The organism is Aminobacter niigataensis (genome assembly GCF_014200015.1).
Lineage (GTDB): Bacteria > Pseudomonadota > Alphaproteobacteria > Rhizobiales > Rhizobiaceae > Aminobacter > Aminobacter niigataensis.
Map to the genome: position 1 here is coordinate 47086 of NZ_JACHOT010000006.1, position 25356 is coordinate 72441.

Sequence of the window (25356 nt, forward strand, 5' to 3'; positions counted from 1 at the left end):
TAGGGTTGAGGAAGGGACTGACCGAGGCATACCTGAAGTGTCCATCCTAACATCACCAGGAAACGGGCGATAAATCTGAAATCCTTCGGATCGCATGGGCGTCATTTTTATCGATCTTCTCTTCAATTCTTCTTTATCGAAAACCCCGATGAACCCCGCGCCTTGATTATTGAATTTAAACAGCTACCAATAAGACATGGAATTCGTGCTTGTTGTCCGCAGTGAGCCGAGGAGGCTCAAAACAGGAATCTAGCCCGGACGTCGACGAAGCCCTGGCCGGGCGTCCGGGAGAGCCAGGCTCCCCAACCTGTTCCTTTGAGTACGTCCGCGCTGCAGATCGCTTGCTGCGTGCGACACCGGCAGGCACGCACGGAGGCAGCCATGCAACTCCACGAGGTCCTTGCAGAAGACGGCATCGACTTGAACTTTATCGCCAAGGAAAAGCACTCTGCATTGGCCAAGCTTGCGGCTATGCTCGCAACCCAGGCCGGCATCGACGACAAGATCATTCGCCGCGAACTCCTCGCACGCGAACGCCTGGGCGCAACGGGAGTCGGGTGGGGAATCGCAATTCCACACGCATTGATGGATGAGCTTACCAAGCCAGTCGCGTGTATGGCGCGCCTGAAAGAGCCCATCGACTTTGGCGCGATCGACGACGCTCCCGTGGACATTCTGTTCGGCTTGCTTTGGCCGCGCAGCAAGGTGGGTACCTTCCTGCCGGCCCTGTCCTACCTGGCTCGCACGTTCCGCAACCAGACAACGCGACACCTGATCCGGCAGGCGACAACGCCCGCCGCCGTTCTGAGCTGTCTCGATCATTGCGAAGAATTGCCTGTCGCCGCGCACGACTGGCCTTCTCTGATACCGGACAGCGAGTTGCAGCACTCCAGGGAGCCAGGCAGCCCGGACCGAGCCGGCGGCACGTGACGGCGCACCGGCTCCTCGCGTGACAACGGCAGCCTCGGCAAGAGGCTGCCGTCATCTCATGGCTCAGGAACTGAACAGCAGGACGCTGAACACTGCGAACAGCATGAGGTGCATCAAGCCCTGCACCGCAGAAGTCCGCTGCCCCAGGAATGTAAGGGCGGTCAGGCCGATCGTCAGAAGCAGCAACACCGTCTCGGTCGGTGTAATTCCCAGTACGACGGTCTTTCCGGTGACAAGCCCGACCACCAGCACTGCCGGAACCGTAAGGCCGACGGTCGAGACGAACGCGCCGAGGCAAAGATTGACCGCACGCTGCATCTCGTTGCGCAGTGCAGCCTTGACCGCGGTGATCGACTCGGGCGTGAAGACGATGATCGCAATCAACACCCCGCCCAGGGCAACCGGGGCACCAGCAAGCTCGATTCCATGGTCGATCAGAATCGCCAGATCATGGGCCAGCAGGATGATCGGAAGCATCATGCCGACCAGGGTGATCGAGCGGATTGTGTTACCTCTGGTGTCCAGACTTGCCTTTGGATGCGTTGTATCGCCATCCGGGGCCGCCCGGGCCGGAATCGAAAGCGACCCTGGCTCGGGCTGCATGAAGAGCCGGCGATAGCCGCGCATCTGCATCAGCAGGAATGCCCCATAGAGCACGACTGTGAACGCCGCGAAGGCGATTGCCTGCGCCGGCCAAAAAGTGCCGTTGCCAGTGCTCAACGTATTCGGCAGCACGAGCGCGGTTCCGGTCAGCAAGACCGTCATCGAGATATAGGCCAGCGCACCCTGGGCGTTGTATTCCTGCTCGCCATAGCGCATCCCGCCGACGAGCAGGCAGATGCCCGTCACCAGGTTCAGGATGATCATCATCACGGCGAAGATCGAATCCCGGCCGATCGTGGGAGCCTCGCCTGGCCCCAGCATGACGGCTGCGATCAGGATCACTTCGATCGACACGATCGACAAGGTCAGGATCAACGTGCCATAGGGCTCGCCAAGCTGATGGGCGAGGTGATCGGCCTCGCGCACGACACCGAAAGCCGCTGTCAGGATCGTGGCAAACAGCACCACGAAACAGACGATGGCTGTGACCGGCGAGATGGGCTCGGAGAGCCAGGAACTGCCGCCGAGCTGAAATGCGACCACGACCGCCCAGGCAACCACAAGCCGCGCTACGGTGACCTTGGGAAACAGCTCTCCGAGTGAAGCGGTCGAAGGCGCGGTGTTGGATATTGCAGGAGAAGACATCACGTTGACCCCTGGTGGGGTCGTCCCCTCAATACTAGGTCGCAACGGGTCGTCCCTGCTGCGTCAGCAACCGACACCCGGCTGCTGCGCAGGGAGATAGCACCGGGCTCTCGCAGTGTCCAGCCACGGGCTTGCCACCGCCGGACCGGTTCTCCAATATCGAAACTGCCTTCCGCCTGCCGTCATTGCGCAGCGTGCTGAAGCACGCTCAAGCCACCATCGATGACAAGGCTGGCGGCGTTCATGAACGGGCACTCGTCGGAGATCATGAACACGGCGGCCTTGGCGATCTCGGTCGTGGAAGCGATGCGCTTGCCCGGATGCAGCGCCAGCGTCTCGGCCTTTGCCTTGGCGGGATCGGGGAAACTGTTCCAGTAGTCGACGTTCTTCTGCGTCTCGACATAGCCAGGCGCCAGCGCATTTACCCGTATGCCCGCAGCCGCATATTCCAGCGCCAGCGACTTGGTCAGCCCAAGCAGCGCATGCTTGGCCAGCGGATAGGGGAAGGTATGCGGGATGATGGTGAAAGCGTGCGTCGAGGCTATGTTGAGGATCGCCCCTCCGCCAGCCGCAATCATGCCCGGCAGAGCCGCCTTGCAACAGTTCCACGCGCCCTTGAGGTTGATGTCGAAGCAGCGCTGCCATTCGTCGTCGGTGGTTTCCAACGGCGTGTTGAAGACATTGATGCCGGCATTGTTGATCAGCGCATTGACCGGCCCGATCGTATTTCCGGCCGCGGCCATGGCGGCTGCGATTGCCCCGGCATCCGCAATATCCGCCTCCGCATGGGCCAGCGTGCCCTCGCCTGCGCCGAGCCGAGCCATGGCCTCGCGCAACAGGGCGCCATCGCGGTCGACCACGAAAAGTCTCGCGCCTTCCTTCAGGCACTCCTCGGCGATGGCAAGGCCGATGCCTTGCGCCGCGCCGGTAAGAAAGATGCGCTTGCCGGCGAGACGTTCGCTCATGGGATGTCCTCTAGGTTCGAAACTGTGATCGAGAAGCCTCCGGATAGCGTTTCACCGGAGGCAAGCATGTGCAGCGCCGCCGGTCCGGCGAGCATCAGCGCATTGGGAGCGTGGGTCATCGGCTCCAGACAGAAGAAGCCGCGATCTTCCTCCGGCGCGTAGAGCATGTATCTGGAAAAGACCGGATCGGCCGCAATATCGGCAGCAAGGCCAGCCTCCGGCCAGACGATCCTGGCCAAGCCGCTCCAGCCTTCGAAGCAATTGTTCAGCCTGCGGCGAGGAAGGCGGCGCGAGGCCGAGAAGTCGGCACTGTCGGGGATCGGCGTGCGCACGCCGGGCAGGCAGCCGTCGCGCTCGGTCCACCATGTCTGCGCCGGAGCCATGAGCCTCGTGCCCTCGGTGCGTGGAAAATAAGGATGGAAGCCGATGCCGAAGGGCAGCGCCTCCTGGCCCCGGTTTGTCACCGAAAGCTCCAGCCGCACCGTCGCCCCATCGATGGCGACGGTTTGGACCGCACGATAGGCATGAGGCGAGCTGGCCGGCCGCAATTGCTCGAAGGCGAGCTTCACATGCGCAGTCGACACCTCCTCGACGTTCCAGCCCACCAGCCAGCCGTCGCCATGGATGTAGTTTGGCTCGGCGGTGTTGGGCTCGAAGCGATAGTGCTTGCCGCGAAGTTCGAACCCGTTGCCTTCGACACGGTTGCCAATCGGCACCAGCGGAAAGCAGGCCGAGCGCAGCACGTCGAACGCACCATCCCCGTGGGGCCGCAGAAACGGACGGCCGTCTTGCGTCACGCCGTCGATGATCGCGCCGCCTCGCGCACTGAGACGCAAGGACAAGCGCTCATTTTCGAGTGTGATGAAGCCGGGCATCGATCAACTTAACGCCGTCCGAGCGCATTCGAGCGTAGGTTGTCGAGCAGCACTGCCAGCAGCAGGATCACGCCGCGGACGATGTACTGGTAGAAGGCCGGAATGTTGAGCAGGTTCATGACATTCTCGGCGATACCCATGATCATCACGCCGACGATGACGCCGGCAATCGCCGCCCGGCCGCCGGCCAGCGACACGCCGCCGAGCACGCAGGCCGAGATGACCGACAATTCGAGGCCGACGGCCGCATTGGGCTGGCCGGAGGTGATGCGCGAGGCAAGCAAGATACCGGCGATGGCACAGACGGCGCCCTGCAGCGTGAATATCCAGATGCGCGTGCGATCGACATTGACGCCGGCGAGACGCGAAGCCTCGGGATTGCCGCCGATGGCGAGCGTGTTCTTGCCGAAGACAGTGCGATTGAGCACGAAGCCGAAAACCACGAACAGGACCAGCAATACCCAGATCGGCGTCGGCACGCCGAACAGCTTCGACAGTGCGAGCTGATAGAAGTTGGGATCGTTGATACCGACAGCGCGACCGTCCGACGAGATCAGCGCCAGACCTCGAACGATCTGCATGGTCGCAAGCGTGGTGATCAGCGCATTGATGCGGAATTTGGCGATGACAACGCCGTTGATCAGTCCGACGGTGGCGCCGCAAAGGATCGCGGCCAGGATGCCTATGGTGATCGATCCTGTCGCGTTCGACGCCATCACAGCGACCATGCCCGCGAAAGCGACGATCGAGCCCACCGACAGGTCGAAGTCGCGTGCCGCCAGGCAGAACATCATGGTGCAGGCGACGATGCCGACGGTGACGACCGACTGCAGCAGGCCCAGCATGTTGCGTTCGGTCAGGAAGTTGGGGACGAAGATCGACACCAGAGCGAAGGCGAGCACGAAGATGACGACCAGCCCCTGGTCGCCGAGCAAGATCTTCTTGAAGGAATTTGTCATGCCGCGGTCCCTCTAGGATGCGATTGCGTCTGGCGTTTTCTTGTCGGGCAGAGCGGCGGCCAGAATGGCCCGCTCGCTGAACTGCTCGCGGTCGATATGCGCCGAGATGCGACCGCCGCACATCACCAGGATGCGGTCGCAGATGCCCATCACCTCGGGCAGTTCGCTCGAGACGACGACGATCGCCATGCCGTCTTCCGCAAGCCGGTAAAGGATCTCGTAGATCTCGGACTTGGCGCCGACGTCGATGCCACGGGTCGGCTCGTCGATGATCAGGACGCGCACGCCCTGCTCGGAAAGCCAGCGGCCAAGAATGACCTTCTGCTGGTTGCCGCCCGACAGGTTGACGATATCCTGCTTGCGCGAAGGCGTCCGCACCTTGAGCTTCTTGATGAAGGTTTCGGCGATCTCGACTTCCTTGCGCAGGTCGAGGATGCCGAACCTCGAATGATGTCGGCGCGAGGAGATATTGATGTTCTCCTCCAGCGAACGGCCCTGGACAATGCCGTCGTGCTTGCGGTCTTCCGAGCACAGCACGACCCCGGCGCGGATCGCCTGGCGCGGGTCGGCTATCTCGGCTCGCTCGCCATCTATCGTCATCGAGCCGCCACGACGGGCATCAGCGCCATAGACCAAGCGCATCAGTTCCGAGCGCCCGGCCCCGATCAGGCCAAAGAAACCGAGGATCTCGCCGGCGTGCGCTTCGAAACTGGCCGGCACGGGCAGCTTCTCGCCCGACATGTCCTCGACCTTCAGGCGCACCTTGCCAAGCTCGCGCGGCCGCCAGCCCCAGACGTTGGAGATCTCGCGGCCGACCATCTCGGCCACCACCTGTTCGCGGGTGACGTCCTTGAGGCTCGGGTGATGTGCGGCAAGCTTGCCGTCGCGCAGCACGGTCAGGCTATCGCAAAGGCGGAACACCTCGTCGAGCCGGTGAGAGATATAGAGGATGACCTTGCCCTCGGCGCGCAGGCGCTCGATCAGGGCAAACAGGATTTCGCTTTCGCGCGACGACAGCGACGAGGTCGGCTCGTCGAGCGCGATCACCCTGGCGTCGAGCATGATCGCCTTGGCGATCTCGACCATCTGGCGTTCGCCGATCGACAAAGTCTTGACCTTGCGACGCGGGTCGATGTCGATGCCGGCCGATTTCAGCTTCTCGCCGACTTCGGCGAACATCTGCCTGGCCTGGATGACACCGGCATTGGCAGGAAAGCGGCCAAGCCGCAAATTCTCGGCCACCGTCAGTTCCGGGACGAGTTGCAGTTCCTGGTGGATGACGATGACACCGGCGTGAAAGGCATCGCGCGTCGATGCGTATTTCTGGACCTGGCCATCGATGTTGATCTCGCCAGTGTCGGAGTGCTGGTCGCCCGACAGGATGCGGATCAGGGTCGACTTGCCGGCGCCATTCTCCCCCATCAGGCCGTGCACGGCGCCCTTTGCGACACCGAACGACACGTCCGACAGGGCCTGGACGCCGGGATAGGATTTCGAGATATGCGAAAATTCGAGAAACGACATCGACGGTCCTCCAGCATGTCCGGCGGCAGTGAGCCCGCCGCCGGACACCGTTCAATGATGCGATTTACTCGATGCCGAGTTCCGCACGAACCTTCTCGAAGTCGTCACGCTTGGCAAGGGCGCCAGCGGTCAGGATGAGCTTTTCCGGCTCCTTGTTGTTGGCGACCCAGTCAAACATGTTGAGGGCCGTCTCGTAGCCGTGCCGCTTCGGCGAGATGATCACCGAGCCGATGAACCCGGTGGCCGCCGGCTTCTTGAACTCGTTGATCGCCGAGTCCGCACCGCCGATGCCGACGCCGATCACGCCGTCAGCCGGGATGCCGACGCTTTCGGACGCACGCACGGCACCCAGGACCGCCTCGTCGTTGAGGCCGAAGGCAACCCACTTCTTGATGCCGGCGTTCTTGTTGAGGACGACGGTCGCGGCATTGAGCGCGGCTTCCGTGTCGGTCTTGGCCTGCGGGGCGTCGAAGATGTTCTCGGCCTTGAAGCCATTCGCCTTCAGCACCGAGATCGCACCCTCGACACGGTCGACGGCAGTCGGAAGCTGGTCGTAGGAGACGCGGATGGCACCGACCTCCTCGGCCTTCCAGCCACGCGCCTTCATCTCGTCGACGATGGCCTGGCCGACCGCCTCGCCGATCTTGGTCGCCGAAATGCCCATGTGAGGCACGTCTTCGAGCGGCTTGCCGTCGGCGCTGACCAGTCGGTCGTCCACGGTCATCAGCTTGAGGTTGTTGGCGGCAGCCTTGGCGACGATGCCAGGTCCGAGCTTGACGTCAGGCGTGCAGACGATGAAGCCCTGGGCGCCTTGCGCGCCGAGATTGTCGATGGCCGACATCAGCTTTTCGCCGTCCTCGGCGCCGATCTTCACCAGCGTGAAGCCTTTTTCCTTGGCTGCCTGATCGGCAAACTTCCACTCGTCCTGGAACCAGGGTTCCTCGGGCTGCTTCACGATGAAGCCGATCTTGGTCTCCTGCGCATAGGCAGAAGTAATGGTGGTGGCGGACAGGACGGCAAGGGCGCCCGCAAGGAGCGCCTTCTTCAAAAATCGCATGGTTTCCTCCCAAAAACGCGCCGGGCAAGCAGCCCGGATGACAAAAGCTAGCGTCATTCATCATACCAGTCAATTGCCTTGGTATGATGAATGAGATAGTTTCTTTCCGGAGGAGATGTGCTGCATGCCGTTACGGAGGATTGTCCGGCATACGGGGCACACATAAGAACGACGAGACTGACGGCAGGGGAGGAATGCATGGACAGTGCCAGGGCTGGTACGATGGACACCGCTTCAAAGGCGCGCCGTCCGCGTGTGATGCCGGACGTGGTGCGGGCAATTGCCTCCGACATCCTGGCCGGCCGCTATCCCTCCGGCGCCAACCTGCCGAGCGAAAACGACCTTGGCGTCGAACACGGCGTCAGCCGCACGGTCATTCGCGAAGCCCTGAAGATATTGGCCGCCAAGGGTCTTGTGCTCAGCCGCTCGCGGATCGGCACCGTCGTCTGCGAAAAGGAAAACTGGAACATCATCGACCCCCAGGTCCTGGAGTGGCACCGGCCGAATACGCTCGATCCCAAGCTGTTCGATTCCATCCTCGAGACACGGCGCGCCATCGAGCCGCTGGTCGCAGAGCTCGCTGCGGAGCGCGCTTCGCTGCACGAGATCGCCGATCTGGAATTGGCCTGGAAAGGCATGGAGGCGGCCGGCAGCGACGTTGCAAGTTTTGCCCGCTCGGACGCCGCCTTTCACCAGGTTCTCTATGGCGCCTGCCACAATCCGATCTTCCGGCAGATCGGCGGCCTGATCGAGACCGCGCTGAACTTCGCCCTCGAGGCGACGGCGAACTCCGTCGACCGGCGCGATGAAGCCGTCAAGGTCCACTACGGCGTCGTCGAGGCACTGCGAATGCGCGACGGCCCGGCAGCGCGCAAGGCCGCCAACGAGATCCTGGACCTCGCCGCGCGCGACCTCGCGCGGGCCAAGGCCCAGAAGAACCAGAGCTGACACCGCGCGAGCATTTGGAAAGAAGCGTCGAGCCATGAAGATCACCGCGTTCAAGACCTACATCGTTCCGCCCCGCTGGATGTTCCTCAAGATCGAGACCGACGAGGGCGTCTGCGGCTGGGGCGAGCCGGTCGTGGAGGGCCGCGCCCACACCGTCGAAGCGGCGGTGCACGAACTTTCCGACTATCTGATCGGCAAGGATCCCAGGCTCATCGAGGATCACTGGAACGTCATGTATCGCGGCGGATTCTATCGCGGCGGCCCAATCCTGATGAGCGCCATCGCCGGCATCGACCAGGCGTTATGGGACATCAAGGGCCGGGCGCTCGGCGTACCGGTGCACGAACTGCTCGGCGGCAAGTGCCGCGACCGCATCAAGGTCTATTCCTGGATCGGCGGCGACCGGCCCTCCGACGTCGCCGACGGCGCCCGGGACGTGGTGGCGCGCGGCTTCACCGCGCTCAAGATGAACGGCACAGAGGAGCTGCAGATCGTCGACAGCCACGACAAGATCGACGCCGCGGTCGAGCGCGTCGCCATGGTGCGCGAGGCCGTCGGCCCGCATGTCGGCATCGCCGTCGACTTCCATGGCCGCGTCCACCGGCCCATGGCGCGCATGCTGGTCAAGGAGCTCGAGCCCTACCGGCTGATGTTCATCGAGGAGCCGGTGCTCAGCGAGAACCGCGAGGCGCTCAAGGAGATCGCCGCAATGTCGTCGGCGCCGATCGCGCTCGGCGAACGGCTCTACAGCCGCTGGGACTTCAAGAGCGTGCTGCAGGAAGGCGTGGTCGACATCATCCAGCCCGATCTGTCGCATGCCGGCGGCATCACCGAATGCCGCAAGATTGCGGCGATGGCCGAAGCCTACGACGTGGCCGTGGCGCCCCACTGCCCTCTCGGGCCGATCGCGCTCGCCGCCTGCCTGCAACTCGATGCGGTCAGCTACAATGCCTTCATCCAGGAACAGAGCCTCGGCATCCACTACAACAAGTCCAACGACCTGATCGACTACGCCAAGAACAAGGACGTGTTCCGCTACGAGGACGGTTACGTCACCATCCCCGATGGCCCCGGCCTCGGCGTCGATGTCGACGAGGACTATGTCAAGGAACGCGCCAAGGAAGGCCACCGCTGGCGCAACCCCGTCTGGCGCCATGCCGACGGGTCCTTCGCCGAGTGGTGACTGCCGGCGGGTTGGGTAGCGTTGCGCCCGCCCGCAAGGCGTTTCGTCGGTGCTGCCTCCGCCGCGCTGCTCAAAAAAAGAGCCAGACATCGTCGATGTCTGGCTCTTTGCGATTTAGCCCGCGCGCGGGTTCAGATCCGAACCGCGATGGCCGTCAGGCGGCCGCTGCAAACCCGTCGCGGCACAGCCCGTTGAGCTGATCGAGCGACATCGTGTCGAGATCGAGCGCGGTGAGAAGGTCGTTCTCGGCGTTGAAGTCTCGGCCATACATGGCCGAGAAGATACGCACGCCGGCTTCGTGCAGCTCGGCGGGCTGGCCGGCAAGCTGGCCGATCTTGGCGGTCATGACCAGGCCGAACGGCACGTCCTCGGTGACATAGCGGCTGTCGGCGGTGGTCGGGCCCGTGCCGCCGTTACCGGCTTCGTGCATTTCCTGGTTCATCTGCGAGATCGAGTTCATCGGCACGTGGAACGACAGATGGAAGTGCTGGAAGATATTGCGCACTTCGAGGCCGAGCTTGGTGGCGATGGCGATACGCTCCTCGTCGAGCCGCTCGAGCAGCCGCCCGACATTCGGCGTCACGTTCTGGCCCTGGCTCCAGTTCTCGCCGCGCTCCATGCGCGTCATGTTGCCGAGCGCGATGCCCATGTGGTTCTGCGGGTTGAGGTTGGAAAGCGCGATCGCCATCAGGCTGCCGCGGTCGACGAAGCGGTCGCCGAACAGCGCCTGGCAGACGGCGAAGCCGTCGGCGCTGCGCGAAGCCGGCACCGTGGCGAGGTCGACCTTCTTGCGCACGGTGTTGACGTTGACCAGCGTCGGGCTGAGCTGTCGTCCCGACACCACGGTGGTGCCCCAGCCGACGATAGGCGCAACGACGCCGCGAGCCGCGAGCAGGCGCGACAGGTAGAGCGCGCCGAAGGACGCGTGCGAGCTGATGATGATCGTCTGGGCCGGCGTGATGTAGGGTGCGATGGCGTCGAGCACGGTCTTGTGGCCATAGGCAGGCAACGCGATCACGATCGCCTCCGAACCGGCGACAAGCGCTTCGGCGCTGGCCGCTGCCGATGGATGGAAGGTGCCTTCGACCGCGCCCAGCGCGACCAGTGACTCACCCTTGGCCAGCGCCTTGGTGCGCTCGCCCGACGGCGACCACAACGTCGCGTGGTGGCCCTGCTGTTCGAGAAACGCCGCCGTTCCAAAGGCGATCGAACCCGCGCCGACAATACCTACCTGCATTTCACTAATTCCTTTCTGGTAAATCATCATCCCGGCCCCGAGAGGCCGGTCGTCATTTCGGGCGTATCAACGCCCTGGGTGTGTTGGTTCCCACTTCGGCCGAAGCCACGACCAGGAACGCCCTCGCCCCGACCGAGCCGGCGCCCACGCTGGTCAGGGAGTGCGGCACATCGGCTGCGTAGCGCGCCGTCTCTCCCGCCCGCACGATCATTTCATTGCCGGCACTGCGCACAACAATCTCGCCTTGCGTGCAATGCAGGTGCTCGATGGTCCCGGCGCCATGCGGATCGCTAACCAGCTTGCCCTCACGCTCGAAGCTCAGGAGATACCATTCGATCATCGACACCATGCCGGCGGGCGACAATATCTGCATCGTGCAGCTGCCATCCGCACTTCGGATGGTGGGCGTCATGTTGCCGGGCTGCAGGTCGATACGGTCGCTGCGCTCTTCGCTGGCGCCGCTGACCAGGCTGTTGAGGTCGATGTTGAGCGCGCGCGTCAAATGCCAGAGAGTGCCGTAGGTCGGGTTTGCGTTGCCACGTTCGATCTCCGACAACATGGAGCGCGACACGCCCGACATTGTCGCCAGATCGTTGAGCGTGAGCTTCAGCTCCTTGCGGTGTGCCTGCAGGCGCGGCCCAATTTCGGGCGGATTGATCGAATTCATGCTTCTCCTCCCGCTTGACCGATCTACTTTGCGTGCCGGCCGGTCATTCTCCGACCGGCTCGCCGAGCGTGTGCATGAGCCGGTTGGCCCAGCCGAACAGCGACGAGGACAGGATCAGGTCGAGAATCTCGTCTTTGCCCAAGCCGGCATCGACAAGCGACTGCATGTCCGAAGCATCCGCATCGGAGGGACATTTCGACAGCTTGACCGCGAAATCGAAGATCGCCTTGAGACGGGGCTCCATCTCGGCATCGACGCCATCGGCGAAGATCGCCGCAATGACGGTTTCGTCCTTGGTGATCTGGTTGTAGCGCCCGGCGTGCACCGCAGCGCAGTAAATGCAGCGATTGACGATCGAGGCGCCGACAGCACCAATCTCACGCTCGGCGCGCGAAAGGCCGCCACGGTTGTACATCACGCCGTTGAACAGCGGCGAGCGGTGCGTCAGCGTCTCGACGTCATGCGCCAGCACCAGCACGTAGTCCGACACCTTGGTGTTGGAAGGCGTGACCTTGAGCGCTTCGAGTTGCTCGGCGCTGGCCTCCGCCAGATCGAGCGGCTTCACATAGGGCTTCCACTCGGGAATGGTGGTGGTGAATTCGTGAACGACCTTGCTCATGCCAGCCCCCGCATCAGCCGCAGCCCGGCGGCAACCCTGATCTGATAGCTGACGAAGGCGACGAGTTCCGACAGCCGTACGATGTCGGCATCGGTGAGCCCGGCTTCCTGCAGCAGCTCGATGTCACGCCGCGTCGCATCCTTGGGCGCATGCGCCACAAGGTCGACATGCCGGATCAGTGCCTTGATGCGGGCGTCGCTGCCGCCGTCAAACCAGATGTCGGCAATGCGTGCGGTGGCGCCGGAAGCGCCGGCCTTGTCGAGCAGCGCCTCGAAGTGCTCCTCGAAATCCTTGTCGTCGTTGATCTTGGCGATTCGGCAGGCAAGTGCTGCACGCTCGGCGTGCGACAGCCCGCCTGGTTCGACCGGCGTCAACGCCCCGTCATGGGTCTGCTGGGTCAGTGCCATGATGTCGGCACGTCCCACCACCACCTCGGCCAGCGCGCTACCGGGTTCGATGCCGACGATTGCGGCGATCACGTCCTTGTTGTCGGCCATGCCGTCCTCCTATGCCTGCTGGCGGACGGCCGTCCGCGCCTCGTCCGGCAAGGGCGATGCCGTCCACTCGTCGCCACGCAGTTCGGGCGTGTCGTAGTCGAGCAGGCGCTGCCAGTACTGGCCGAAATTCTCGGTGTAGAGTTTGGCGGCGATCTCGCGCGCTAGCCATGCCGCACCTTCGCTGATGCCCGGTATGTCGCCGCTCATCTTGCCGAGGCTGGCGGCAGCACCGGAGTTGAAGCTGTGGATGTTGGCAAGCCACGGCGCCTGCCCCGGCTCGCGCTCCAGGAAGGTGAAGTCGTTGGCGAGGTAAGGGTAATTGCCGAGTTCGGTGTTTTCCTGGCCTTCGGGCGGCGTGAAGCGGTCCTGCCACAGAAGGATCTTGTCGGCGTAGCCGTCGAGTTCCTTGCGCGCCAGCGGATCGACGCCGAAGCCGGTGCCGAGGATCAGGAAGTCGGCGCGCACCGTCTTGCCCTGCGATGTCGAAATGACGATCTCGTCGCCATCGAGCTCGGTCTTTTCGACGGCTGCATCGAAATGGAACCAGGCATTCGGATGCCGGCTGACGCGCATCGTCGAGCCACGCGGTGCCGGGGTCTGGGTGCGCAGCGAGTAGTTCATGATCTGCCAGCGCCTGGCATCGCCCAGTTGCGGGAAGGCAGCGGTGAAGCCGAACGAGCCGATGCCCATCAGCTTGTTGATGCAGGGCATCTCCTTGCGTCGGATGAGGTGGCGGACTTCCGCGGCACCTGCCTCCAGCGCCTCGGCCGCATTGTCGACGGCAGATGCGCCGACCCCTACCACTACGACACGCTTGCCGCGCAGGGCAGCGAAGTCGATGTCATGGGACGAATGCGCCCAGTATTTCGCCGGCAGGCCGTCGACGAAACCAGGAATGCTGGGATGCCCCATGCCGTCGCGGCCGGTCGCCATCACCACCTTGCGGGCCAGCACCGATTTTTCGCGCGCGCCATCGCCGCTGAGCGTCAGCCGCATCAGCTCGCCTTCCGGCAAGATGGTCTTGACCTCGACGCCATTCTCGACCGGCAGGTCGAGCACCTTGCGGTACCAGCGCAGGTATTCCATCCACATCGGGCGTGGGATCTTGTCGAGTTCAGCCCAGGTCTCGCTGCCGAACTGCGCGACATACCAGGCGCGGAAGGTCAGCGACGCCATGCCATAGGCCGGGCCGGTCAATTGCTTGGGCGAGCGCAGCGTTTCCATGCGCGCATAGGTCAGCCACGGGCCCTCGAAGCCCACCGGGCTGCGGTCGAAGATGCGGATGTTCTGGATGCCGGCGCCGATCAGCGCGAAGCTGGCAACCAGGCCGCACATGCCGCCGCCGATGACGACGACGTCGTGGACCTGTTCCTCCCCCTCGACTGCAGTCGGCACCACCCAGTTTGACGGCGGGTAGCACAGGCATGCGAGATCGTCGTGAACACGCTGCTCGAGTTCGGCCAGGCCGCCGGCGGCCGATTGAAGCGGCGCCTGTACGTCATACGCCATGGGTCGCCCCCGCTGTCCGCTCGAAATCGTCATTTCGCATGTCCTGCCCTGCCTGCTGTCGGCCCGCATCCGTCACCGGCGCGGGCCGTTTGTCGTCTCAGTTGTGTGCGTGGCGGTCGGGGATGACCGTCGTGGTCTCGGGCTTCCAGCCGACCCAGATGTCTTCGCCATTGAGCTGGGCAACGTCGGAAGGGTGGACCAGCGCATTGAGAACCGCACCGTCGGCAACCTCGACCGAAAGCGAGGTGTGATTACCCTTGAACACGCGCTGGCGGACCTTGCCCTTGATGCGATTGCCGCTTGTCGGTTCGTCGGCCGAGCAATGGATCGCCTCTGGGCGCAGCACGACATAAAGGTGATCGCCGGCCTTGGGCGCGAGCCCGCCCTGTGCCGCCTTGATGGTGACACCGTTCCAGTTCAGCGCCGTCGTATCGCCTTCGGTGCCGACAACGGTGCTGCGCAGGAGGTTGGTCTCGCCGATGAAGTTGGCGACGAAGACGCTGCCCGGACGGCCATAGAGCGTGTTCGGATCGCCCATCTGCTCGATCTTGCCCTTGTTCATGACCACGATCGTGTCCGACATGGTCAGCGCCTCTTCCTGGTCGTGGGTCACGAACATGAAGGTCTTGCCGGTCTTTTCCTGGATCGACTTGAGTTCGATCTGCATCTGCTGGCGCAGCTTGGCATCGAGCGCCGACAGCGGCTCGTCGAGCAGCAGCACGTCCGGATCGGGCGCAAGCGCACGCATCAGTGCGACGCGCTGGCGCTGGCCGCCGGACAGTTCCGACGGGAGGCGCTTGGCGTAGTCCTGCAACTGGACGAGTTCGAGCAGTTCCGATACGCGGCGGTGGATCTGCTGGTTGTCGAGCCCCTTGAGCTCAAGGCCGAAGGCGATGTTCTTGGCGACGCTCATATGCGGGAACAGCGCATAGTCCTGGAACACGATGTTGACGTTGCGCTTGTTGGGCGGAACGCGCGTCACGTCCTTGCCGCCGAGCAGGATGCGCCCGGAATTCGGCATTTCGAAACCACCGAGCATGCGCAGCGAGGTCGACTTGCCGCAGCCGGAGGGGCCGAGCAGGGTGACGAACTTGCCCGCCTCGATGCTGAGGTTCAGGTTTTCGACGGCAACGTGCTTGCCATAGCTCTTGGTAACGTTGTCGAACTGGACGACGGGTTGCATCAGCGGGTCCTCGCGCGGCGGGTCAGGTATTCGGCGTAAAGTCCGACGGCGGCGGTAACCACCAGGACGAGTGTCGCCATTGCGTTGATTTCGGGAGACATGCCGCCCTGCACCTTGGCGAAGATCAGCATCGGCAGCGTCGGGCGGTAGCCGCCCAGGAAGAAGGTGCGGACAAAGTCGTCGATCGACAACAGCACACAGAAGATCATGCCGCCGACCAGCGCCGGCTTCAGGTAGGGCAGCGTCACGCGGAAGAAGGCAACGACGCTGTCGGCGCCGAGGTCACGCGCCGCGTCGACCAGATTGCCCGGCATCGAGCGCAGCCGCGTCAGCGCCATCACCACCACGAAGGGCACCGCGTGCACCGTGTGGCCAAGGATGATGGCGGCCGTTCCCGTCGGCATGTCGATGGTCGAGATGAAGATGCGCAGCGAGATCGCCGAGATCATGCCGGGCACGACGGCAGGCAGGCAGGCGAGCGCGAAGATGATAACCTGGCCCTTGATGCCTTCGGCAACGATCAGCATGGCGATCCAGGTGCCGAGCGTCGTCGCGGCCAGCGTCGAAGCGGCGGCGATCATCACCGAATACAGGCAGGCCTCCAGGAACTGCTTGTCCTGCATCACCTTGGCGTACCAGTCGAGCGTCCAGTCGCCGATCGGGAAGGCGACGAAGTTGGCGTCCTTGAAGCTCATCGCCATCATCAGCGTCAGCGGCAGGAGCAGATAGAGCAGGAAGGCCCAGTAGAACGCGGTCAGCGTCGTGCGCGGAGCGTCCGCAAACATGTTGCGCATCAGAATGCACTCCTTTTTTTGCCGCCCACGAGGCGCATGAAGATGCCGGCCGTGATCAGGGCCGTGACCAGCATGATCAGTGCGAAGGCGGCACCGACGGGCCACTTGTCGCTGGCGCCGTGGAAGAAGCCGCTGATCGTCTCGGGGAACAGCACGGTGGTCGGGCCGCCGAGCAGCATGGGCGTAGCGAAGACGCCGATGCAGGTCAGGAACACCAGCGAGCAGCCTGACACGATCCCGTCCTTGGACAGCGGCAGGATGATCCTGCGGAAGCGCGTGAACGGACCGGCGCCGAGATCGGCCGCCGCGTCGAGATACTGGGAAGGAATCTTCTCAATCGCCGAATAGAGCGGCAGCAGCATGTAGAGGCATATGAGATAGACAAGGCCGAAGCCGAGCGAGAAGGAGGTGTAGAGCATCGGGATCGGGCGGTCGATCAGCCCGATTTCGCGCAGCAGCACGTTGACCGCGCCGCGGTTGGCCAGAAGCATGATGACCGAGAAGGTGCGGATCAGTTCGCCGGCCCAGAACGGCACCAGCAGCAGCAGCAGCGCCTTGGAACGCCCCTCCGGCTTGACGATCTTGGCGACGTAGTAGGCGACCGGATAGACGACCACCAGGGTGACCGCGGTCGCTGTCGTGGCGAAGATGAAGCTCTTGATCAGCGGCGTGAAATAGAGCGATTCTTTGAAGAAGATCGCGTAGTTATCGAGGGTGAAACGCGACTCCACGCCCGGCTGGACCGGGTAGTGGGACAACAGGCTGATCTTCAGCATCTGATAGATCGGCCCGACATGCATCATGACCAGCCAGATCAGCGGCACACCAGTCAGAAGCATGACCCGGCCGATGCGCGACTCCACCGCAGCCCCCAGCGTATGCCGGTAGAGCGCGGAGTTTACCACCTTGGCAATGCCGGTCGAATATTTGGGCACGGACGCGTCGCGCCCTCCCGCATAGCCGGCTGTCGTGTTGCTACTCACCATCAAACAATCTCGGTTGGCGCAACCCGACCGGTGCCGCATGACATGATCGGCCGTCGGTCATTGCGCGTTGTTGGATTACAGCGCCGCATCCGCCCCCGGATGCGCAATGGGACGCAGTAAAACTGTGAACGGTGCATGCCCTTTGGTAGCTCGGGTCATGCACTGAACAGGCCTGCGAAAGCGGGCTGCCTGCCCCGGAGATCGTCGCAGCGCTCCGGGACAGGTCGAGAGGCTTCGTTGCCTCGTCAGGCCGCTTTGACCTCTGCGGTGGCGCGGTCGATCATCTCGTTCTTCATGTCGCGGTTGACCGACGAGAAGAAGACGACGCGCTCCAGCTCTTCCTGCGGCAGCGTCGCGGCGAGCTTTTCGCGATCGTTGAGCAGGTCGCCGACGCCGTTGATGGTCGAGCTGTAGCCCGACTGGCGGGTCATCGCAGCGCCCACTTCCGGGCTTGCCAGCACAGCGTCGAGCAGCTTGTAGGCGTTCTCAGCGTTCGGCGCATTGTTGACTACGTTGAGCGTGTAGCAGAAGCCGAACGTGCCTTCCTTCGGCACCGACAGCTGGATCGGATGACCATCCATGATCAGCTTGGCGGCAGGGCCAGACCACGAATGGGCGAGGTAGATGTCCTCGTTGATGAACATCTGCTGCACTTCCGAGCCCGCGTCATAGTACTTACGCACCATGTCCTTGTTCTTGATCAGGAAGTCGCGCGCTTCGTTGGTCGCCTTCTGCGCCACGTCGGCCTTGTCGACATAGCTGACGAAGTCGCCGTCATGGCCGAGATACTGCATGACGATGGTCATGAAATCGCTGACGATATAGGAGGTCTGACCCTTGTACTGTGGGTCGAACATGATCTCCCAGCTGGGCGCGTCCTTCACGTAGTCGACGTTGCGGGCGAGGCCCTCGTAGCCGGCGAGGATCGGCAGGCCCCAGAGGTTGTTGTCGACACGCGCCCAGGGCGCATCCTGGTAAGCGGTGTTGAGGTTCTTCCAGTTTGCGATCTTGCCGGTGTCGAGCGGCTGCAGCAGCTTCGAGCTGATGAACTGCGAATAGCGGTGGCCGGCAACGGTGACGATGTCGGTCGAGGGATTGGCGCCTTCGGCGGTGAGCAGGTTGTACTGCTTGCCCTGGTCGTCGGTCAGGCGGATGTTGACCTGAATGCCGGTGTCCTTCTGGAACTTGTCCAGGAATTCCTGTGGCAGGAACTTGTCGTAGGTGGTGATGTTCAGCACGCCTGCGGCGGCAGCCGGACGCGGACTGATGATGTACGGAACGGCAAGCGCGCCCACGCCACCGCCCAGCAGCTTCAGCGCGTTTCTCCGGTTCGTCATAAGAATTTTACTCACTGTCATTCCCCTTCTTTGTAATTACCCACTAACCGAGCAAGCAAATCAGCGCACAATACTTCCCGCTCCGGCAGCATTGTTGCTTGCCGGTTCAAAACTGAAGAAATTGTGGCGCCTCCCACCTGGAAATCCGCTGGCTTGTTGAACAACCGCCTTGCGATCATCCAGTATGCCGCTATAAATTTCCAATAAACTGGAACTTTTCTCTAAACCGGACGAATGTCAAGCTGCCTCTTGGAAAAATGACAATTGATCCGCAGGGATGATTGGGATCAGCGGCCCTTCCGGCATTCGATTTGTCCGAATAGCCACTACCGCGATACCGCTTCCCGTCGCACAGAGAGACGCTGCGGCGCCGTCATTTCACTTCGCGACGCCGGGCATGAGCAAGGATGGAAAGTACTCGGACAGGCGCCGGCAATTCAACCGACAACCACGGGCCAGACACCTGAGGCTATCGGGACATCAATACTCAACTTCGCTGCCCACTTGCACGGACATTTGCACACAATGAACATTTCCGCCCCTCTCGAACTCCAGGAAAACTGGAACCGCCGGATGATCATGCTGGCGTTTCCGATCATCCTGGCCAACCTGGCCCAGCCGGTACTGTCCCTGGTCGACACCATGGTCGCCGGACACCTGCCCGGCTCGTGGTACCTCGGCGGCGTCGCTCTCAGCGGCGTGCTGTTCAATTTCCTGTTCTGGAGCTTCAGCTTCCTGCGCATGGCCACCACCGGTCTCGTCGCCCAGGCCTGGGGTGCCGACGATGCCGTCCTGATGCGCAAGCACCTGCTAAGGGCGCTTCTTGTTGCGGCCACCGGCGGCATGATCATCGTCATATTGCAAAAGCCGATCATCGAAATCGGCCTCTCCCTCCTTGGCGGCAGCGAAGCAGTCTATGAGAGTGCTGTCGCCTATTCCTCGGCGAGGATCTGGTCGGCGCCGGCTGCATTGGGCAATTTCGTCCTGCTTGGCTACCTGCTCGGCCGCCAGCGGGTAATGGTGTCGCTGGCGCTGCAAGTCGCGCTCAACGTGATCAACCTGGCCGCGACGCTGACGCTCGTCTTCGTCTTCGACTGGGGCGTTGCCGGCATCGGCGCCGGCACGGCGCTAGCCGAATGGATTGCATTCGGCGCCGGCCTGATGATCGTCCGGCCGTTCAGCGCCGTCGGCCCGCTGCCCTGGCGCGACATCCTGGATGGGGCAGCGCTGCGCCAGCTGTTTGCGGTCAACCGCGACATATTCCTGCGCAGCCTGTTCCTGCTGGTCTGCTTCGGCTGGTTCGCCCGCAGCGGCGCCGTCGAGGGCGACGCGATCCTCGCTGCCAACGCCGTCCTGCTCAACCTGCACGGCATCATGTCCTACGGGCTGGACGGTTTTGCCCATGCCACAGAAACGCTCGTCGGCTCGGTCATCGGGGCGCGCCGCAAGGACGCGCTCTACCGTGTCATCAAGGCAGCGTTCATCTGGTCGGGATTGGTCGCAGCACTGTTTTCGGTCTGTTACTGGCTGGGCGGTCCAACCATCGTCTCGCTCCTGACCAACCAGCAGGATGTCCGCCTGGCGGCCGAAACGTTCCTGCCCTACGTCATCGCCCTGCCACTGATCTCGGTGAGCAGCTACATGCTCGACGGCGTCTTCATCGGCGCGATCCGGACGCGCGAACTGCGCAACAGCATGTTCGTGTCCACGGTGGTCTTCCTGGTCGCGGCCTACGCCCTCCAGCACTTCTGGGGCAACCACGGTTTGTGGCTGGCGATGATCGTGCTGATGCTTGCCAGAACCCTGACGCTCGGACTTTACCTCCGACGGATATTCGCCGCGCTCTGAGCCATGCGAATTCGTCGCGAGGACCGCGTTTTCGATGCGGTCCTCGCGACGCCATCAGCGGAACCCGAGAAGGCTATTTGAGCGCGGAATCTACAAAGTTCTTGAGCCAGCCGATATCGTCGCCCGACAGGGTGTCTATGAGACCGCCCTTCAGCCAGGCCGCCAGGTTCTCATCCCAACCAAGACCGGCGCGCCGGGCCTCCTCCCACGCGCTTGGCTTGTAGGCATGGCAGCGGATGGCAATGCCGGCATCGTGGAGCGCTGCGGCATCGGCGGGATCGAAGACGTCGAGATCGATGCAGAGTTCATCGAGGTCGGACATCCGTGCCACGGCGACCGGGTCCGAGTAGCGCTCATGTGCGATACCGCCGGTTCGCAGCCCCGGAATACGAGCCTTGACGGCCTTGAGGCTGGCGTGGTCGAACGAGATCATCATCACTCGGTCGCGATCTGCCGGATTTGCAACCACGGCTTCCAGCGCCTCGTAATAGGCGTCGAGATTCACCTTCTCCTTGATCTCGACCTCGAGCACCAGGTCGAGCTCGTGCGCCAGGGCGATCGTCTCGGCCAGCGTGGGTATCTTCTCCCCGGCGAAACGCGGGTCGAACCACGAACCGGCGTCCAGTGCTGCGATCTCGGCCGCCGTCATTTCCCGGGCGGCACCGCTGCCGTTGCTGGTGCGGTCGACGAGCAGGTCGTGCAGGACGATGATCTGGCGATCGGCCGTCAGCACGGTATCGATCTCGATGCTGGTGGCGCCGAGTTCATGCGCTGCTCGGAAGGCGGCGAATGTGTTTTCGGGCGCCGTCATGTTGTGGCCGCGGTGGCCACAGAGGCGAATGAACCCGGTTTCGCGGGCAAGGAAGGGATTGGGCATTATAGACTCCTGGGGGACTAAAGTTTTCCGAGGCCGGCGGCCATGACGTCGTCCTTGCCGATACGTTCGGCGAGCACGAAGATGACCAGCATCGGGGTGAGAAGGATAAGGGTGACGACGGCTGCGGTCGGCAGCACCAGCACCTCGCCGCCGAGATAGCTCCAGAGCTGGACGGCAAGCGTGCGCACTTTCGGCGCCCCGACCATGAAGCTCTTTTCGAACTCCTCGAACGAGGCGATGAAGGTCAGAAGGCCTCCGGCGGCGAAACCCGGCCAAGCAAGCGGCAAGGCGATGCGGGTGACCGCAACGAAAGGCGACGCTCCGAGCGTACGCGCGGCGTAGATCAACTCGCGCGGAATCCCTTCGATGGTGGCGGTCAGGATGCGGATCATGAACGGCAGCGTGCCGACGATCTGCACCAGGATGACTCCGAGCACCGTCCCGGCCAGGCCGAAGCGGAAGAATATCTCGCCAAGGCTGACCGCGACGACGATGCCGGGGACGATCACTGGCGCCAGCACGAAAATCTCGACCAGTCGCTTGAGCCGGAACGGAAACTGCGCCAGCGCCCAGGCGGTCGGGAAGGCCAGGGACCCGGTCAGCACCGTGACGACCACCGAAACAAACAGGCTGAGCGCTGCTGCGGGCAGCACGTTGCGGTCAGCCAGCACCTCTCGCCAGGCCGAAAGCGAGAACGAGCGCGGAATGATGTCGGGTGGAAACCAACCGACCGCGGGGTCGTAAAAGGCCCAAAGAGCAACGATGGCTACAGGGAAGGCCAGGGTCAGCGCCAGGTAGGCATACAGGCCGAAGCCGATCAGCGCCTGGTTGCGCCTGGCACGAGGAGATCCGCTCATAGCCTAGCCCCTCGCGGTGTCGTTGCGGCTCAACGAGCCGATGATGGCGTAGTAGGCGAGCAGCACGGCGATCGCCATGGCACTAAGCAGCGTGCCCATGGCGTAGACCATCGGCCAATTCCCTTGCTGGAAGCCTTCGGAGAACATGTGGACGCTGAGCGGCAGCGGGTAGCTGGGGCCAAGCAGGCTCGGGATGACGTAGGAGCCAAGCGAGCCGATGAAGCTCAGCAGGACGGCTGCGGTGACGCCGGGTTGCGCCAGCGGCAGCTGGATACGCCGCAGCACGGTAAGGTGGTTCGCGCCCAGCGTCCGGGCGGCCGACAGCACATCCTTGCTGATCGCTGCCATCGAGCCCGCGATGATCAGCGTCATGAACGGCACCGTCTTCCACGACAATGCGATGATTGCGCCTGCTCCCCAATCATCGCGCACCAGGCGGGGCATGGTCACGCCAAGCGGTGCCAGCAAGCGCCCGGCCATCCCGCCGCGATCGAGGATGACGAGGACAAGAAAACCGGCAACGATCCCCGGCACCACCAGCGGGATCTTGTAGAGCGTGCCGAACAGCTTACGGCTCGTCTCGTTGGCCTGCATCAGCGCCGACAGGGGCAGGCTGATGCACAAGCTGACGATCGTCGGCGCGATGCCCAGCCAGAGCGAGAACCAAAGCCCGTCCATGTAGACGGGATTGCCGAACAGCTCGGCCCAGGTCGCGAGCGTCGGCCCCTCGGAGCCGCGCTCGGTGAAGCTGCCGGACAGGACCCGCACCAGAGGCAGGCCAAACAGCGCCAGCAGATAGCCGACGCCGGGAAGCAGGCAAAGCAGCAGCGTCGCGGTCTTGACCTTGCTCCCGCTCATGCCGCCACCTCTTGCAGGGGATGGTGCGCCCGCAACAAATGCAGCATCGGCGGCGGCACCAGTCGGACCTTCTGGCCGACGGGCAGGATTGCAGTGCGTCCGCCCGATGTGATCGCCCTCAAGGTCTTGCCGGCCGCTCTGATCCAGTAATGTGTCGCCGCACCCATGAACATTGCCTGCTCGACCACGCCATGATGATCCGTCTCGACGGCCTCGATAGCGAGGTCTTCGGGCCGTATCGCGACACCCTCGACATCGCGCTCTGATGGATTCTCCAACTCGCGCACGTCGCCCCAGGGCAACTGGCAGGCACGGTCGCGAAGCTTGGCTTCGATGACATTGGTCATGCCGAGGAACTCGGCCGTGAAACGGTAGGCCGGGCGACGGTAGAGGTCGATCGGCGTTCCGCGCTCGACGATCTCGCCATTCTTCATGACCACGATCTCGTCTCCCAGCGCCATTGCCTCGGATTGGTCGTGGGTGACATAGATCGAAGTGACGCCGAGCTTCTGCTGCAACGCGCGCAGGTCGTCGCGCAATGTGTCGCGCAGCTTGGCGTCGAGATTGGAGAGCGGCTCGTCGAAGAGCAGCACATCCGGCTCGATGACGATTGCGCGAGCGAGCGCGACACGCTGTTGTTGTCCGCCAGACAATTGCTTGGGCAGGCGCTTGGCATAGTCGGCGAGGCCGACGAGTTCCAAGGCTGCCGCGACACGGTGCGCGATGTCGCGCTTGTTTACGCGCCGCATTTCCAGGCCGAAGGCGACATTCTTCTCGACGCTCATGTGGGGGAAAAGCGCATAGGTCTGGAACACCAGGCCGAAATTGCGCTGCTCCGGCGGCATGGCGTCGATGCGGCGATCCTTCAGCCAGATGCCGCCAGAACTCGGGTCGGATATTCCGGCTATCGTGCGGAGCAGCGTGCTCTTGCCGCAGCCGGATGGGCCAAGCAGCACGACGAAGCGTCCGGCCGCAACTTCGAGATCGATGCCCTTCAGCACCAGGTTGGAGTCGAACTGCTTCGTGAGCTGTCGGATGGAGAGCGAGGGTTTCATCTTCAATCCGTTTCCATTGGCGGCGGCACCCGAAGGCACCACCGCCGCTGTCTTTGGGGAGGGGGAGAGTTACTTGCGCAGGACGTTGGCGGTGAAGTAGGCAGCCAACTGGTCATTGAGGACCGCCGGCATGCGCGCCAGAGCCCGCTCCTTGAACTGCTCGGTGGGGATCAGCCGTGCGACCTGCTCTGGCGTAAAGCTCTGGGCGGGGTCGATGTCGGTGCGAGCGGAGCGCGATCCAACCGCCGACAACTTCTCGAGCTGAACCTCCTTGCTCATCAGGAAATCGAGCATCAGGAGCCCGGCCGCCGGGTTGCTTCCGTTGACCGGCAGGAACAGGCCGTCACCGCCGCCAACCTGGCCCTCCTCCAGCAGTTGCTGGCGCACTGTTGGCGGCAGCAGGCCCCGACCGGTGAAATCATAGGCCATATCTTCCCAGGCGGTGCCGATGGCGCCGGCGCCGTTGGCGATAAGGTTGAGCGTATCGGAATTGCCGTTGGTCACTTCGATCGAGGACAGGATGTCCTTGTAGTAATCCCAGACCGGCGCCATGCAGTCACCGGCGGCGAAGGCATCGGCTTCCGTCTTGGTGATGTTCCACTGGACGAAAGTTTCGCGGCAGGCGGCGTCGGTTACCTTGGCAAAGGCAATCGCCTGCATCAGGCCGCTACCCGAACCACCTCCAGCCGGCGAAGTGACGACGAACTTTCCCGGATTGGCCTTGGCCCAGGCGGCAAGCGAATCGAGATTGGTCGGTACCGTATCCGCCGGCACCGTGCGGGTATCGAAGATGATGCCGGTCTGGTTGCGGTGGAACGGCAGGAAGGTGCCGCCGTGGTCGATGCCGCTGGTAACGGTGGCGATAGCCGGATCGAGGGCAGCTCCGCTCGGCAGCAGCTTGTGCAGCGGCACGTTGGCAACCACGCCTTCGCCCCCGAGCAGCGGCAGGCTGCCCGAGCTCACGAAATAGGCATCGGCAGGAGCCTTGGCACCCGAATTGTGGGCGGCGATCAGCTGCTGGTTGGCAGCCTTGTCCTCGCCCCGGACATACTCGACCTTGATGCCGTACTTGGCCTCGAATTCGGGGATGAAACGGTCGTTGAACAGCGGGCCGAACGAGTCGGTGAAGTCGTAGAACGTGACCGTTCCCTCTTTTTTCGCCAGCGGAACGATGACATCATAGAAATTGTCTGCACTCAGCGTGCCGAGATCGAAACCCGGATCGGTGTTGAACTTGTCCGAGCCTGTGGGTTCGACCGCGTAGGCGGCAGTGCTCAGCAGGATGGCGATGGACGCCGTCACCAAGGCTTTCATTGTCTAGTCTCCACGTTGGGGTGAGGCAT

Annotated in this window: 24 protein-coding genes; 4 read left to right on the top strand and 20 right to left on the bottom strand. The window is 63.2% G+C overall.

All coding sequences use genetic code 11. The features are described 5' to 3' along the window. Positions 1-381: 381 nt before the first annotated feature. Positions 382-930, top strand: a complete 549-nt coding sequence (locus GGQ99_RS19370; RefSeq protein ID WP_183263802.1) for a PTS sugar transporter subunit IIA — start codon at positions 382-384, stop codon at positions 928-930. A 63-nt stretch (positions 931-993) separates the two neighbouring features. On the opposite strand, the gene GGQ99_RS19375 is transcribed toward GGQ99_RS19370, so the two are convergent. The 6 genes from GGQ99_RS19375 to GGQ99_RS19400 form a co-directional block, all read right to left on the bottom strand. Continuing rightward, entirely contained in the window at positions 994-2178 is a 1185-nt protein-coding gene (locus GGQ99_RS19375) for a calcium:cation antiporter (protein WP_183263803.1), read from the bottom strand. A gap of 182 nt (positions 2179-2360) precedes the next feature. Beyond that, on the bottom strand, positions 2361-3143 hold the full coding sequence (locus tag GGQ99_RS19380) for an SDR family oxidoreductase (RefSeq protein WP_183263804.1): 783 nt from the start codon (positions 3141-3143) through the stop codon (positions 2361-2363). Further along, positions 3140-4018, bottom strand: coding sequence for an aldose 1-epimerase (locus GGQ99_RS19385; RefSeq protein WP_281380075.1), 879 nt, complete (start codon positions 4016-4018; stop codon positions 3140-3142). The genes GGQ99_RS19380 and GGQ99_RS19385 overlap by 4 nt, the downstream gene beginning before the upstream one ends. Before the next feature lie 8 nt (positions 4019-4026). After that, positions 4027-4977 (bottom strand): L-arabinose ABC transporter permease AraH, encoded by a 951-nt coding sequence (gene araH / locus GGQ99_RS19390; protein ID WP_183263806.1) that lies wholly within the window; start codon positions 4975-4977, stop codon positions 4027-4029. Between the two features lie 12 nt (positions 4978-4989). Further along, positions 4990-6501 (bottom strand): L-arabinose ABC transporter ATP-binding protein AraG, encoded by a 1512-nt coding sequence (gene araG / locus GGQ99_RS19395; RefSeq protein WP_183263807.1) that lies wholly within the window; start codon positions 6499-6501, stop codon positions 4990-4992. Positions 6502-6565: 64 nt separating this feature from the next. Continuing rightward, entirely contained in the window at positions 6566-7558 is a 993-nt protein-coding gene (locus GGQ99_RS19400) for an arabinose ABC transporter substrate-binding protein (RefSeq protein WP_108610371.1), read from the bottom strand. Positions 7559-7756: 198 nt separating this feature from the next. Between GGQ99_RS19400 and GGQ99_RS19405 the strand changes: the two genes are divergently transcribed. Both GGQ99_RS19405 and dgoD read left to right on the top strand, forming a co-directional pair. Further along, positions 7757-8506, top strand: coding sequence for a FadR/GntR family transcriptional regulator (locus tag GGQ99_RS19405; RefSeq protein ID WP_108610154.1), 750 nt, complete (start codon positions 7757-7759; stop codon positions 8504-8506). A gap of 34 nt (positions 8507-8540) precedes the next feature. Further along, the gene (gene dgoD, locus GGQ99_RS19410; protein ID WP_183263808.1) at positions 8541-9689 is read left to right on the top strand and encodes a galactonate dehydratase; all 1149 of its coding nucleotides are present in this window, start codon (positions 8541-8543) and stop codon (positions 9687-9689) included. Positions 9690-9843: 154 nt separating this feature from the next. Here the strand turns inward: dgoD and GGQ99_RS19415 are convergent, their stop codons facing one another. The 9 genes from GGQ99_RS19415 to GGQ99_RS19455 all read right to left on the bottom strand — a co-directional run bounded on the left by GGQ99_RS19415 (position 9844) and on the right by GGQ99_RS19455 (position 18518). After that, on the bottom strand, positions 9844-10926 hold the full coding sequence (locus GGQ99_RS19415) for an NAD/NADP-dependent octopine/nopaline dehydrogenase family protein (protein ID WP_183263809.1): 1083 nt from the start codon (positions 10924-10926) through the stop codon (positions 9844-9846). Between the two features lie 52 nt (positions 10927-10978). Further along, on the bottom strand, positions 10979-11593 hold the full coding sequence (locus GGQ99_RS19420) for a helix-turn-helix domain-containing protein (protein ID WP_183263810.1): 615 nt from the start codon (positions 11591-11593) through the stop codon (positions 10979-10981). A 43-nt stretch (positions 11594-11636) separates the two neighbouring features. Further along, positions 11637-12212: a peroxidase-related enzyme gene (locus tag GGQ99_RS19425; protein ID WP_183263811.1), complete on the bottom strand. Its 576-nt coding sequence runs from the start codon at positions 12210-12212 to the stop codon at positions 11637-11639. Further along, entirely contained in the window at positions 12209-12709 is a 501-nt protein-coding gene (locus GGQ99_RS19430; RefSeq protein ID WP_183263812.1) for a CMD domain-containing protein, read from the bottom strand. The genes GGQ99_RS19425 and GGQ99_RS19430 overlap by 4 nt, the downstream gene beginning before the upstream one ends. 9 nt (positions 12710-12718) lie before the next feature. Beyond that, on the bottom strand, positions 12719-14218 hold the full coding sequence (locus GGQ99_RS19435; RefSeq protein ID WP_183263813.1) for an NAD(P)-binding domain-containing protein: 1500 nt from the start codon (positions 14216-14218) through the stop codon (positions 12719-12721). A 97-nt stretch (positions 14219-14315) separates the two neighbouring features. Beyond that, positions 14316-15401 (bottom strand): ABC transporter ATP-binding protein, encoded by a 1086-nt coding sequence (locus tag GGQ99_RS19440; RefSeq protein WP_108610147.1) that lies wholly within the window; start codon positions 15399-15401, stop codon positions 14316-14318. Next, positions 15401-16195: an ABC transporter permease gene (locus GGQ99_RS19445; protein WP_108610146.1), complete on the bottom strand. Its 795-nt coding sequence runs from the start codon at positions 16193-16195 to the stop codon at positions 15401-15403. Before GGQ99_RS19445 ends, GGQ99_RS19440 begins: the two co-directional genes overlap by 1 nt. Continuing rightward, positions 16195-17181, bottom strand: a complete 987-nt coding sequence (locus GGQ99_RS19450) for an ABC transporter permease (protein WP_108610145.1) — start codon at positions 17179-17181, stop codon at positions 16195-16197. Before GGQ99_RS19450 ends, GGQ99_RS19445 begins: the two co-directional genes overlap by 1 nt. A 245-nt stretch (positions 17182-17426) precedes the next feature. Further along, positions 17427-18518 (bottom strand): extracellular solute-binding protein, encoded by a 1092-nt coding sequence (locus GGQ99_RS19455; RefSeq protein ID WP_183263814.1) that lies wholly within the window; start codon positions 18516-18518, stop codon positions 17427-17429. A gap of 525 nt (positions 18519-19043) precedes the next feature. Here GGQ99_RS19455 and GGQ99_RS19460 point away from each other — a divergent pair. Next, complete coding sequence (locus tag GGQ99_RS19460; protein WP_183263815.1) at positions 19044-20366, top strand: MATE family efflux transporter; 1323 nt, start codon at positions 19044-19046, stop codon at positions 20364-20366. A 73-nt stretch (positions 20367-20439) separates the two neighbouring features. Here GGQ99_RS19460 and GGQ99_RS19465 read toward each other — a convergent pair whose 3' ends face one another. The 5 genes from GGQ99_RS19465 to GGQ99_RS19485 form a co-directional block, all read right to left on the bottom strand. Continuing rightward, positions 20440-21243: a glycerophosphodiester phosphodiesterase gene (locus GGQ99_RS19465; protein WP_183263816.1), complete on the bottom strand. Its 804-nt coding sequence runs from the start codon at positions 21241-21243 to the stop codon at positions 20440-20442. Between the two features lie 17 nt (positions 21244-21260). Next, positions 21261-22100, bottom strand: a complete 840-nt coding sequence (locus GGQ99_RS19470; RefSeq protein WP_183263817.1) for an ABC transporter permease — start codon at positions 22098-22100, stop codon at positions 21261-21263. A 3-nt stretch (positions 22101-22103) separates the two neighbouring features. Beyond that, positions 22104-22958, bottom strand: a complete 855-nt coding sequence (locus GGQ99_RS19475; RefSeq protein ID WP_183263818.1) for an ABC transporter permease — start codon at positions 22956-22958, stop codon at positions 22104-22106. Next, entirely contained in the window at positions 22955-24013 is a 1059-nt protein-coding gene (locus tag GGQ99_RS19480) for an ABC transporter ATP-binding protein (RefSeq protein WP_183263819.1), read from the bottom strand. Before GGQ99_RS19480 ends, GGQ99_RS19475 begins: the two co-directional genes overlap by 4 nt. Positions 24014-24082: 69 nt before the next feature. After that, positions 24083-25327: an extracellular solute-binding protein gene (locus GGQ99_RS19485; RefSeq protein WP_183263820.1), complete on the bottom strand. Its 1245-nt coding sequence runs from the start codon at positions 25325-25327 to the stop codon at positions 24083-24085. Between the last annotated feature and the right edge of the window lie 29 nt (positions 25328-25356).

Coding starts and splice junctions, on each gene's coding strand:
- GGQ99_RS19470 (WP_183263817.1), bottom strand. CDS start 22,100: ATGAGCGGATCTCCTCGTGCCAGGCGCAACCAGGCGCTGATCGGCTTC.
- GGQ99_RS19375 (WP_183263803.1), bottom strand. CDS start 2,178: ATGTCTTCTCCTGCAATATCCAACACCGCGCCTTCGACCGCTTCACTC.
- GGQ99_RS19445 (WP_108610146.1), bottom strand. CDS start 16,195: ATGCGCAACATGTTTGCGGACGCTCCGCGCACGACGCTGACCGCGTTC.
- dgoD (WP_183263808.1), top strand. CDS start 8,541: ATGAAGATCACCGCGTTCAAGACCTACATCGTTCCGCCCCGCTGGATG.
- araG (WP_183263807.1), bottom strand. CDS start 6,501: ATGTCGTTTCTCGAATTTTCGCATATCTCGAAATCCTATCCCGGCGTC.
- GGQ99_RS19485 (WP_183263820.1), bottom strand. CDS start 25,327: ATGAAAGCCTTGGTGACGGCGTCCATCGCCATCCTGCTGAGCACTGCC.
- GGQ99_RS19440 (WP_108610147.1), bottom strand. CDS start 15,401: ATGCAACCCGTCGTCCAGTTCGACAACGTTACCAAGAGCTATGGCAAG.
- GGQ99_RS19480 (WP_183263819.1), bottom strand. CDS start 24,013: ATGAAACCCTCGCTCTCCATCCGACAGCTCACGAAGCAGTTCGACTCC.
- GGQ99_RS19430 (WP_183263812.1), bottom strand. CDS start 12,709: ATGGCCGACAACAAGGACGTGATCGCCGCAATCGTCGGCATCGAACCC.
- GGQ99_RS19455 (WP_183263814.1), bottom strand. CDS start 18,518: ATGACGAACCGGAGAAACGCGCTGAAGCTGCTGGGCGGTGGCGTGGGC.
- GGQ99_RS19425 (WP_183263811.1), bottom strand. CDS start 12,212: ATGAGCAAGGTCGTTCACGAATTCACCACCACCATTCCCGAGTGGAAG.
- GGQ99_RS19460 (WP_183263815.1), top strand. CDS start 19,044: ATGAACATTTCCGCCCCTCTCGAACTCCAGGAAAACTGGAACCGCCGG.
- GGQ99_RS19450 (WP_108610145.1), bottom strand. CDS start 17,181: ATGGTGAGTAGCAACACGACAGCCGGCTATGCGGGAGGGCGCGACGCG.
- GGQ99_RS19465 (WP_183263816.1), bottom strand. CDS start 21,243: ATGCCCAATCCCTTCCTTGCCCGCGAAACCGGGTTCATTCGCCTCTGT.
- GGQ99_RS19415 (WP_183263809.1), bottom strand. CDS start 10,926: ATGCAGGTAGGTATTGTCGGCGCGGGTTCGATCGCCTTTGGAACGGCG.
- GGQ99_RS19435 (WP_183263813.1), bottom strand. CDS start 14,218: ATGGCGTATGACGTACAGGCGCCGCTTCAATCGGCCGCCGGCGGCCTG.
- GGQ99_RS19475 (WP_183263818.1), bottom strand. CDS start 22,958: ATGAGCGGGAGCAAGGTCAAGACCGCGACGCTGCTGCTTTGCCTGCTT.
- GGQ99_RS19420 (WP_183263810.1), bottom strand. CDS start 11,593: ATGAATTCGATCAATCCGCCCGAAATTGGGCCGCGCCTGCAGGCACAC.
- GGQ99_RS19385 (WP_281380075.1), bottom strand. CDS start 4,018: ATGCCCGGCTTCATCACACTCGAAAATGAGCGCTTGTCCTTGCGTCTC.
- GGQ99_RS19370 (WP_183263802.1), top strand. CDS start 382: ATGCAACTCCACGAGGTCCTTGCAGAAGACGGCATCGACTTGAACTTT.
- GGQ99_RS19400 (WP_108610371.1), bottom strand. CDS start 7,558: ATGCGATTTTTGAAGAAGGCGCTCCTTGCGGGCGCCCTTGCCGTCCTG.
- araH (WP_183263806.1), bottom strand. CDS start 4,977: ATGACAAATTCCTTCAAGAAGATCTTGCTCGGCGACCAGGGGCTGGTC.
- GGQ99_RS19380 (WP_183263804.1), bottom strand. CDS start 3,143: ATGAGCGAACGTCTCGCCGGCAAGCGCATCTTTCTTACCGGCGCGGCG.
- GGQ99_RS19405 (WP_108610154.1), top strand. CDS start 7,757: ATGGACAGTGCCAGGGCTGGTACGATGGACACCGCTTCAAAGGCGCGC.